Origin of the sequence: Streptomyces regalis (assembly GCF_001509475.1) — a bacterium.
Taxonomy (GTDB): Bacteria; Actinomycetota; Actinomycetes; order Streptomycetales; family Streptomycetaceae; genus Streptomyces; species Streptomyces regalis.
Genome location: NZ_LLZG01000093.1, coordinates 1 through 10,521 on the forward strand (window position 1 = coordinate 1; position 10,521 = coordinate 10,521).

The window sequence follows — 10,521 nt, forward strand, 5'->3', positions numbered from 1 at the left end:
CAACAGCCCCACCGGCGCCAGCAACGGCTTCAACGCGACCGCCACACCGATCACCGCCCCCGCCGCCACCCACCGCGACCGCCCCGCCAGCAACAGCCCCAACGGCAGGGCAAGCGCCGCCGTAGCCGTCCAGTTGCCCAGCAGAACGAGGTGCGCGAAGGGCGCGAACCCGACCGCGAGGCCGATCAGACCGAGGACCGCGAAGCGACTGCGCAGGCCGACGCCGTGCAGACGCAGCGCGCAGACCCACCCGCCCACCAGGCACCCGGTCACCACCACCGGCACCAGCACGGCCGGCACGCTCCGCCCCAGCACGGCCTGAGGAGCCGCCGCCAGCACCGCGCTCGGCAAATAGAGGAAGTGGGGGTCGTCATACGGCGACCCCCCGGCCAGCCAGACCCGCGCCGCCCGCACGACGATGCCGTTGTCCATCCCTCCGTCCGAGGTCACACGCGCCGTACGCGCCGCAAGAGCGCCCAGCACGGCCCCGAGCACCACCCACAGATGCCAGGTCGCCCGCCGCACCAACCACCCGGAGATGTCGCTTTTGTACTCGCTCACCATGTGAACGCTAGGTGCGCATGGGCCTCTTGGGGCAGTCCGGCACGCCCTCGGCCCGTCTAAGATGCGCCCCATGAGCTTTGGGCAGCAGGGGGGACCCCAGTCCCAGTGGGATCCCTGGACACCGCATTCCCAGCAGCCGTGGAACGGCGGCACCGACGAGACCCCGGACTGGGCCGCGCTCGCCGAGGCGTCCGAGACCCGCAACAAGCGGCGCCGGCTGCTGTTCATCGGCGGCGGCGCGCTCGCCACCGTCGCGATCGGCGCCGCCGTCGCCGTGGCCGTGGTGTCGGCGAACGACAGCAACTCCGCCTCGAACAACCCGGCTTCCGGGGTTCCCGCGACCGGGGACGTGCCGGGCGAGACCACCGGCCCGGCCCCGTCGTTCGAGCCGACGAGCGCTCCGCCGCCGCTGGATCCGAAGGACTTCATCTCCAGCAAGGCCAAGGACACCGCCCCGCTCGGCGCTCAGATCCTCTTCCCGGGCACGCAGCTGACCGCGGCCGGGACGGTGTACAAGAAGGGCGCGACGGACGACACCAAGAGCTGCTCCGCGGTCACCAAGGGCGGGCTCCCGAAGATCCTCACCGCCAACGACTGCACCCGCTTCATGCGCGTCTCGTACGTCAAGGACGGCATCGCCGCGACGGTCGGCGTGGCCGTCTTCGACACCGCGGCGCAGGCCACCAAGGTCGCGGGTCAGGTCAACACCAAGACGGACATCGTCAGGTCGCTCTCCGGCAAGGGCATCAAGGACTTCTGCACCTCCTCCGTCTGCCTCTCGACCGTCAACGCCTACGGCCGTTACGCCTACTTCACCGTCAACGGCTTCACCGACGGCACGGACGTGACGAAAAAGGACACGAGCGTCTTCCAGGTCAGTGACAACCTGAAGGCCTTCACCCGCGATCAGATCCACAAGCGGGGCGAGGTGCAGGCGTCGGCGGCGGCCAACGAGTAGCGACGAGCGACAAAAGCGGCGGCCGACGATCAGCCGGCCGCCGCTTTTGAGCTCACCCGCGCTGCGGGCCCAACCGGTTCACCGGTGCTTCAGGCGCAGCCGGATCGGTACGACCGCCGACTCCAGCTGCGTCCTGAGCGTCATCTTCGACACACCCTCCGTCCGCTCCTCGAAGCGGATCGGGATCTCCACGGCGCTGTGCCCGGCCCGCACGGCCTTGTACTTCAGCTCGACCTGGAAGCTGTAGCCCGCGCTGTCCAGGGTGGCCAGGTCGATGTCGCGCAGCGTCGCCGCCGACCACAGGTTGAAGCCGGCCGTGATGTCCCGGATCTTCGTGCCGAGCACGGTACGGGCGTAGCGGTTGGCGAACCGGGACAGCAGGACGCGGTGCATGCCCCAGTCCTTGTCGAGCGAGCCGCCCTCGACATACCGGCTGCCGACGACCAGCCCCACCCCCGAGGCCACGGCCGTGCCCAGCATCCGCGGCACCGCCTCCGCCGGGTGGCTGCCGTCGGCGTCCATCTGGACGACGTACGCGGCGCCTTCCTCCAGCGCGGCGCTCATGCCCGCGACGTACGCCCGCCCCAGACCGTCCTTCTCGGTGCGGTGCAGCACGCTCATCCGGCGCCGCCCGGCGGGCTGGTCGGCGTTGTACTTCTCGGCGAGCTCCTCGGCGATCCGCCCGGTGCCGTCCGGGCTGGAGTCGTCGACGATCTTCAGGTGCAGCCCGTCGACCGGCAGCCCGAGCACCAGCTCGGCCATCCGCGGCAGGTTCGCGGCCTCGTTGTACGTCGGCATGACCACGGTGACCGGTACGCCCGGGTGTCTGTCGTGGTTGTCACGTCCCGTCATGGCCTTCTCTTTCCCTCCCCTAGGAGCCCCTACCGGGGCCCCTCCCCTACGGGCGCGGGCCGTCCCAGCGCCCGGAACTGCCAGCCCGCCGCGGTCCAGCGGTCCGCGTCGAGCACCCCCCGCCCGTCCACGATCCGCGGACGGGAAACCAGCGACCGGGCCCGCGCCGGGTCGATCTCCCGGAACTGCGGCCACTCGGTCAGATGCAGCACGAGATCGGCGCGTTGCATCGCCTCCTCAGCCGACAGCGCATAGCCGAGAAGCGGGAACGCCTTGCGGGCGTTGTCCATCGCCTCGGGGTCGTGGACGGTGACGTCGGCGCCGTCCAGGCGCAGCCGCGCGGCGACGTTGAGCGCCGGCGAGTCACGGATGTCGTCGGAGTCCGGCTTGAACGCGGCACCGAGTACGGCGATCCGGGCGCCCAGCACCGCTCCCCCGCACAACTCCCGCGCCACCTCGACCACCTTGTCGCGGCGCCGCATGTTGATCGCGTCGACCTCGCGCAGGAAGTCCAGCGAGACGCCCAGCTCGTCGGCGCGGTGCGCGAAGGCACGGATGTCCTTGGGCAGACAGCCCCCGCCGAAGCCGACACCGGCCCGCAGGAACTTGCCCCCGATCCGGTCGTCGTACCCGATCGCCTCGGCGAGCACGCTGACGTCACCGCCCGCCGCCTCGCAGACCTCCGCCATCGCGTTGATGAAGGAGATCTTGGTGGCGAGGAAGGCGTTGGCGGCCGTCTTGACCAGTTCGGCGGTCGGGAAGTCGGCGGTGACGAGCGGGGTGCCGGCGGCGAGGACGGGGGCGTACACCTCCCGCAGAATCGTTTCGGCCCGCTCCGACCGCACCCCGAACACCAGCCGGTCCGGCCGCAGCGTGTCCTCGATGGCGAAGCCCTCGCGCAGGAACTCCGGGTTCCAGGCGACCTCCACGCCGGCGTGCGCGTCCGCGAGCCGCCCCGCCGTGCCCACCGGCACGGTGGACTTGCCGACCACCAGCGCGTCCGGCGCGGCGTGCTCCGCGATCGCCGCGAAGGCGGAGTCGACGTAGGCGAGATCGGCACCCTCGGACCCCTTGAGCTGAGGCGTCCCGACACACACGAAGTGCACGTCGCCGAAGGCACCGGCCGCCGCGTAGTCGCTCGTGAACCTGAGCTGCCCGCTCGCCGTGTGCTTCGCGATCAGCTCGGGCAACCCGGGTTCATGGAACGGCACGCGCCCCGCCTGCAGCGCGGCGACCTTCTCGGGATCCACGTCGACACCGAGCACCTCGTGGCCGAGCTCCGCCATGCAGGCGGCGTGGGTGGCACCTAGGTAGCCGGTGCCGATGACGGTGAGCCGCATGAGTACGGCCTTTCTTGGCTTCAGCGCGGATGCGCTCAGGAGGTCTTGATCCAGATGCGGTACTCGCTCGTGCCGTTCGCGTTGCGGAACGGGATCTCGGCCAGCAGCCGGTAGTGCGAGTTGCCCTTGGTCGCGGCGGCGACGATGTCGTCCACCCTCGGGTTGGTGAGCCCGTCGAGGACGATCAGGTCGAACTTGCCCGCCTTCACCGCCGCCTTGTAGGCCTCGTCGCCGCCGTAGTACTTGCCCTTCGCGTCCTTGTACTCCATGCCGAAGAGGCTGTGCCACTGACTGTGGCTGGACTTGTCGTACAGGTAATAGACGGGCACCTCGGGCGTCGAGGCGAGGTAGGCGCCCTTGGAGTCCACATGGGACTCGATGGCGTTGATCATCTTCGTGGAGTTCGGCCAGATGTCGAAGCGCCAGTCCGCCTGCTGAATGCCCAGGCACAGGACGGCGGTCCAGAGCATGATGCCGAGCTGGGGATAGCGGAAGTGCGCACCCACCAGGCGGGTCACTCCCACACCGGCCATCGGCGCGGCGAAGAGCAGACCGAACCCGACGTGCTTGAACAGCGAGACCACGGTGCCCAGATGGATCTGGTACGCCGGTGCCAGCACGGCCGTGCCACACAGCACCAGCCCGAGCAGGGCCCGCCAGCGCCAGCCGGGGCTGCCGAGCCGCAGGGCCAGCGGCGACTCGTTCATACGGCTGCGCCGGACGTACGAGATGGCGCCGCCGACGGCCGCGAGGAACATCAGCCCGCCCCACTTGGCGGTCTGCTCCAACAGGAACTCGACGGAGTCGGTGCCATGGGGACGGTCGGTGGTGGTCTGCCGCACGCCGGCCATGAGATCGGTGGTGTACATCCCCGCCGCCAGCAGACCGCCGATGCCGAGGGCGAGCACCACCATCCGCACGAAGGCCTTGCCGCCCTTGTGCGGCCACGCGGTGAGCAGCGCGAGCACGACGATGGTCGGCAGGTACAGCGCGGACGCGTACTTCACCCCGACCGCCAGCACGCCGACGGGCGCGGCCAGCAGCACGGCGATCACGGGTGCCCGGTCGGTGCGTACGACGATCCAGGTGGTCAGGGCCAGCAGGAACACCGCGGCCGCGTCATAGGTGGCGAAGTAGCCCATGACGACGGTCGACTGGAGCACCGCGAACAGCGCGGCGGCGGCCAGCGCGGCCCGCTCGTTGAACAGGCGTCGGCTGAAGGAGTACAGCAGCCCCGTGGTGCAGAGCATGAAGAACAGGCTCAGGGTGCGCGCCCCGGCGAGCCCGAACTTCGCGTCCACGATCGCGGCGAGCAGGGGGTAGAGCTGCGGTGAGCCGGAGAAGTACGCGGCGTAGTCGCGAGGCAGCTCGGTGCCGCCCAGCAGGTGGTCCAGCTGGGCATGGCCGGCCGCCAGGTACAGCGCCTCGTCCTGGAACGCGGTGTTCGACAGGCGCAGCGACAGCGCCGCCTGGACGGCCATGATGCACAGCAGCACGGCCCGGCTGACCCAGGCCCGCCGCCTGCTCGCCGCCATGTCCCAGCCGGCTTCCGGCGTTTCGGGTATGTGGTACCCGGGCTCGTCGTCCGGCACCTGCTGGTACTGGACCGTGCGCAGCGCGTACGTCGGCTGGTCCTCGTGCTGCCCGTGCGGTTGTTGCGGGACGGCGCCGGCGTACTGCTCGTGCTGCTGCGGGTGGGCGTAGTACTGGTCGTCGTACTCGTACCCCTCCTGCGCCTGCGGTGTCTGCGGTGCCCGCGGGGCCTGGCCATCGGAGTGGGACCAGGTGAAGTCGTCCTCGGCATACGGATCGTAGGGCTGAGGCGTGTAGTGATCGTGTCCGGAGTTCATCACGGCTTCCGTACGTCGAAGCCGAAGCTGTCGTCGGCGGCCAGGCGCTTGAACTCCTTCAGCGCCAGCGGGCTCGCCTCCAGTCGCCAGTCGGCACGCTTTTTGTGGTTGAACCAGACGAAGCCGAGCATGTCGTCGTCCGCCGAGACGCCCGCGAACAGATTGCGGATGTCGGCACGACGCCGCTCACCCGCCATCGCGGCGGTCTCCAGCAGGATCATCGGCTTCTTGGTGAAGGTGCGGACCTGGTCCCGCGTCGCCCCGAAGAGGCTGTCGAAGGCGCTGTCCTCCTCGATCGTCCAGTAGCCGATCAGGCCGACCCAGTCGACGTACGCGTCGCCCGGGTAGTACGGCTTGAGCTTCACGCTCTTGACCGGGTTGACGATGTTGGGCGACCAGGCCCAGATGACGTTCGAGGCGCCGACGTCGATGAAGGTCTCGTGGATGCGCCGCCAGGCGGCCACGTAGTCCTTGGGGGTCACGTTCCGCGTGCCCCACTTCTCCCAGTGGCCGTTGAACTCGTCGGCGAAGGAGATCACGACGGGCAGGTTCAGCTTGCGGACGGCCGTCGCGTACTCCTTGATGTACGCGTCCGACTTGCCCGCCGCGATGTCCGCGACCGGGGTGTCGAAGGGCTCCCACGACATCAGCGTCATGGCGCCCTCACCCCAGGCATTGCGCACGCCGGTGGCGTCGAAGCCGTCGCCCCAGCCGGCGTAGTACTCGATGAGGTTCGGCTGCTTGCCGACCATCTTCGTGTACGTGTCCACGCCCTTCATGGAGTACGGCGCGCCGTCGACGGCGGCACCGAAGTACTTCTTGCCGGGCTTCAGCAGCGGTACGACGTCGTAGGGCACGTCGGCCTCGGAGCCGGCCCCGGCATCGGCGCCGGCCCTGTCCTGCTGCCCGGTCTGCGAGGAACCGTCCGACTCCTCGCCGAGGACCGAGCAGCCGGTGAGGGCGAGCGCCCCGGCGAGCAGGCAGGCCGCCAAAGCCGTACGGGCACGGGTGAACGACCGCATCAGGCAGCCACCGCCTTCTCACGGGGCTGGACCAGGACCCGGCCCACGACCAGGGCGTAGAAGAGCCCGGAGGACAGGATCAGGGCGAAGTCCGGGGCCTGCATGGTGAACGTCCGGTAGACCGCTCCCACCACCCAGATCAGCGCGGTGCCGCCGCTCCAGACCCACATGCCGATCCAGAAGCGCCGGGTCTTGTTCTTCTTGGCGCCGGAGGACCCGGTGGGCTGCCAGCCCATACGGTTCTTGCGGAGGATGTCCCAGATGGCGAAGACATGCGCCCAGCCGTACATCATGCGGGCCGCCCAGGCCTCCAGGCGGTAGGGCGCCTTGTGCCACATCGGGAAGATGATCGTGGTGTAGACGATGCTGGGCAGCACCAGGAGCAGGTGCTCGACCTGGAGCTTCTCCGGCATCATGATCAGCAGCACGATCGGGATGACCGGGGCGGCGAAGGTGAACAGCGCCGTGTGGATGTAGTAGAAGAACCCGGACATGTAGCACAGGCGGCTGGAGAGCCTGATCTTCGCCTGCCAGAACTTCCGGCTGCCGAGCAGGCTCATCGAGCCGGAGCACCAGCGGTACTGCTGGTTGAAGAAGGCGCCCGCGGTATCCGGGCACACCCCCGTCGACACGGCGACCGGCACGTACCGCAGATCCCAGCCGAGGCCCCGCAGGTCGAACCCGGTGTGCACGTCCTCGGAGTGCTCGATCAGCGTCGTACCACCGTTGGTCTCCAGGGCGGCCCGCCGGTACACCGCGCAACTGCCCACGCAGATCGCACCGTCGCTGCCCTGCCTCGACACCTGCACGGACCGGTAGAACAGCTCCTGCACCGCACCCGCGCCGCGCTCGATCCAGTTCTGCGAGTCCAGCACCCGGAAGTACTGCGGCGACTGGACGATCCCGATGCCCGGGTCGGCCTCCATGTACGGCAGCAGTTCCTGGAGCAGGTCGGCGCGCGGGGTGAAGTCGGCGTCCAGGATCAGGATGTACTGACCGTCGGACTGCCCGAACCCGAAGTGCAGGTTGCCGGCCTTCTTGAACCAGCCGCGGTTCTCCCGGGTGCCGTAGCGGAACCCGAAGTCCCGGGCCATGGCGGCAAGTTCCGGACTGGCCCCGTCGTCGAGCACGAACGGAACACACACCCCCGGATACCGGTCCGCCATCTCCCGCACATGCCGCCAGGTGTTGTGCAGCACCTCGATGGGCTCACCGCACACCGGGAGGAAGACATCGACCGTCGGGTACACCTCGGGCCGCCAGTTGTGCACCAGGCGCTTGTGGTGCGCGATGTCGAAGTCCCGGGTGAAGCCGTTCACCCGAAGCGACACCAGGTAGTAGATGACCGTGAAGACGAGCAGCGGCGTGTAGATCCACAGCACCGGCGTCGACTGGGCCAGCTTGAACTGGCTCACCACCAGGCAGCAGAAGCTGATCAGCGAACTGATCGTCAGGATCCACAGATGCCGTCGCGCGTAGGAGTACTTCTCCTTGTCCGTCGGCGGCAGCGGCAGCAGCCCCAACGGGGCACCCTCAGCCCGTCCCGCCTTCCGTCGTCCACCGGCATTGTTCTGGCGCGCAGTTCGGCGCCCCCCAGTCCGCGCAGGACCAACTGAACTCATGCAAAACCCACCCCCGGGCCCGGATACGGCCCGCTGACCCCCACCCCTACTCGGTCTTCCCCATGTCGATTTCTCGAACAATGACCGAGCAGCCCGAATCAACGATCGAGCGACGAAAGGCTATACGAGAGGTAAGAGGGTCGTAAGAGGGGAACGAGAGACTTACGCCCAGTAAGTCCCGACAAGGGCGCTATCTGACCTCAAATGTCGGGTAACTAACATGTTTCGCATCCGGACGTCCCGGGCAGGGATCGCCGGTTCCGCGCTTCCTTGCTCCGCGCCGCAAGCAACTCGTCGGCGGGATACCCGACCTCTTCGAGGGTCAGCCCATGCGGCCGTACGACATGCACGGCGGAGTCCCGCACGCCGGCGGCGAGCACCTTGCCGGGCCAGTCGGCGGGCCGATGTCCGTCCCCCACGAACAGCAGCGCCCCGATGAGCGACCGCACCATGTTGTGGCAGAAGGCGTCAGCCCGAACCGTGGCGGTGATGATCCCGTCGTCCCCCCGCACCAGGCTCAGCTCCTGCAAGGTGCGGATGGTGGTGGCCCCCTCCCGCTTCTTGCAGTAGGCAGCGAAGTCATGCTCACCGAGCAGCCGCCGCGCCGCCTCGTTCATGGCGTCGACATCGAGGGGCCAGTCGTGCCAGAGGACGTGGCTGCGCAGCAGCGGATCGACACCCCCGGGATTGTCGGTGACGCGATACGCATACCGCCGCCACACGGCCGAGAACCGCGCGTTGAACCCACTGGGCGCCTCCCGCAGGGCCCATACCCGCACGTCCTTGGGCAGCCGCCCGGCAAGCCGCTTGAGCAACTTCTCGTGGTGCTCGCGCCACACCGACTCCGGCAGATCGACATGCGCCACCTGCCCCCGCGCATGCACGCCGGCATCAGTGCGCCCCGCCACGGTCAGCTCATACGTCGCGCCCCCCGACCGCGTAACGGTCCGCAGCGCATCCTCGATCTCCCCCTGCACGGTCCGCTTACCGCCGGCTTGCTTGGCCCACCCATGGAACGCGGAGCCGTCATAGGACAGATCGAGGCGGACACGGACGTAACCAGGTGCTGCTTCATCACTCACAGGGAGATCCTCTCAGGAACACAAAAGCGGGCCCGCTCCTAGGAAAGGAACGGACCCGCAACGCCCTTTAGGGGCGCGGGGAACTGCGCGACAAGCCACGACGATGCCGCAGCCGCACGACGCAGCCACCCCGCAGACGCTTAGGCGTCCTTCGACTCCTCGGCGGGAGCCTCGGCGGCCTCGTCGGCCTTGGTCGTGTCGACCTTGGCCTCAGCAACCTCAGCAACCTCGGCGTCCTTGGCGGCACGCTTCGTGGCCGCCTCGGCCTCACCCGTGGCCTCCTGCGCAACCGTCAGCGCCTCGACCAGCTCGATGACAGCCATGGGCGCGTTGTCGCCACGACGGTTACCGATCTTGGTGATACGGGTGTAGCCACCCGGACGGTTCTCGTACCGCGGGCCGATCTCGGTGAAGAGCGTGTGGACGACGCTCTTGTCCGTGATGACCTGGAGCACCTGACGGCGGTTGTGAAGGTCGCCCTTCTTCGCCTTGGTGACCAGACGCTCGGCGTACGGCCGCAGACGGCGGGCCTTCGCCTCGGTGGTGGTGATACGGCCGTGCTCGAACAGCGCCTTCGCGAGGTTCGCGAGAAGCAGCTTCTCGTGCGCGGCACTGCCGCCCAGACGGGCACCCTTGGCGGGCTTCGGCATGGTGTTTCTCCTAAGTGTCTGCCCCGGCCGTATCAGGTACCGGGGTCAGTATCCGAGCAGGCGGTCGCCTGTCGGAGACCCCGCGCCCCAAAGGGGCGCGGGGAGGTGTCGATATGCGGCTCCGCCGCGTGGGCGCGACCAGCCACAACGGTCCCGCAGCCAAGAACCGGCAGTCGGTCCCGAGCTCTTAGTACTGCTCGGTCTCGACGAACCCGGCGTCCGCGTCGTCGTCGGCGCCGAAGGCGTCGGCAGCGGCCGTGGGGTCGAATCCGGGCGGGCTGTCCTTCAGGGCCAGGCCCATGCCGGCCAGCTTCGCCTTGACCTCGTCGATCGACTTCGCACCGAAGTTACGAATGTCGAGGAGGTCGGCCTCGGAGCGCGCAACGAGCTCACCCACGGAGTGGATGCCCTCACGCTTGAGGCAGTTGTACGAACGGACCGTGAGCTCGAGCTCCTCGATCGGCAGCGCCAGATCAGCGGCAAGGGCGGCGTCCGTGGGCGACGGGCCCATGTCGATGCCCTCGGCGTCGATGTTCAGCTCACGGGCGAGACCGAACAGCTCGACCAGCGTCTTACCGGCC

9 protein-coding genes and 1 pseudogene are annotated in these 10,521 nt (G+C 68.8%); 1 reads left to right on the forward strand and 9 read right to left on the reverse strand.

What is annotated here, in order from left to right; all coding sequences use genetic code 11:
- A pseudogene (locus tag ADL12_RS14995) lies at positions 1-564 on the reverse strand (hypothetical protein); the annotation flags it as partial.
- Between the two features lie 70 nt (positions 565-634).
- Between ADL12_RS14995 and ADL12_RS15000 the strand changes: the two are divergent.
- Positions 635-1,522, forward strand: coding sequence for a hypothetical protein (locus ADL12_RS15000; RefSeq protein ID WP_062702548.1), 888 nt, complete (start codon positions 635-637; stop codon positions 1,520-1,522).
- Positions 1,523-1,600: 78 nt separating this feature from the next.
- On the opposite strand, the gene ADL12_RS15005 is transcribed toward ADL12_RS15000, so the two are convergent.
- The 8 genes from ADL12_RS15005 to ADL12_RS15040 all read right to left on the reverse strand — a co-directional run.
- Complete coding sequence (locus ADL12_RS15005) at positions 1,601-2,374, reverse strand: polyprenol monophosphomannose synthase (protein ID WP_062702550.1); 774 nt, start codon at positions 2,372-2,374, stop codon at positions 1,601-1,603.
- 29 nt (positions 2,375-2,403) lie between these two features.
- The gene (locus ADL12_RS15010; protein WP_062702552.1) at positions 2,404-3,714 is read right to left on the reverse strand and encodes a UDP-glucose dehydrogenase family protein; all 1,311 of its coding nucleotides are present in this window, start codon (positions 3,712-3,714) and stop codon (positions 2,404-2,406) included.
- 35 nt (positions 3,715-3,749) lie between these two features.
- On the reverse strand, positions 3,750-5,564 hold the full coding sequence (locus tag ADL12_RS15015; protein WP_062702554.1) for an ArnT family glycosyltransferase: 1,815 nt from the start codon (positions 5,562-5,564) through the stop codon (positions 3,750-3,752).
- The gene (locus tag ADL12_RS15020; RefSeq protein ID WP_062702556.1) at positions 5,564-6,586 is read right to left on the reverse strand and encodes a glycoside hydrolase family 26 protein; all 1,023 of its coding nucleotides are present in this window, start codon (positions 6,584-6,586) and stop codon (positions 5,564-5,566) included. Before ADL12_RS15020 ends, ADL12_RS15015 begins: the two co-directional genes overlap by 1 nt.
- Positions 6,586-8,004 carry a glycosyltransferase family 2 protein gene (locus ADL12_RS15025; RefSeq protein WP_062702562.1) on the reverse strand — a complete coding sequence of 473 codons (1,419 nt, stop codon included), beginning with the start codon at positions 8,002-8,004 and terminating at the stop codon, positions 6,586-6,588. Before ADL12_RS15025 ends, ADL12_RS15020 begins: the two co-directional genes overlap by 1 nt.
- Before the next feature lie 419 nt (positions 8,005-8,423).
- Positions 8,424-9,290 carry a tRNA pseudouridine(38-40) synthase TruA gene (truA, locus tag ADL12_RS15030; RefSeq protein ID WP_062702558.1) on the reverse strand — a complete coding sequence of 289 codons (867 nt, stop codon included), beginning with the start codon at positions 9,288-9,290 and terminating at the stop codon, positions 8,424-8,426.
- Positions 9,291-9,430: 140 nt separating this feature from the next.
- Positions 9,431-9,940: a 50S ribosomal protein L17 gene (gene rplQ / locus ADL12_RS15035; RefSeq protein ID WP_062702560.1), complete on the reverse strand. Its 510-nt coding sequence runs from the start codon at positions 9,938-9,940 to the stop codon at positions 9,431-9,433.
- A 187-nt stretch (positions 9,941-10,127) separates the two neighbouring features.
- Positions 10,128-10,521, reverse strand: a 394-nt coding sequence (locus ADL12_RS15040) for a DNA-directed RNA polymerase subunit alpha C-terminal domain-containing protein (protein WP_030045290.1), incomplete at its 5' end; no start/stop codon positions are given.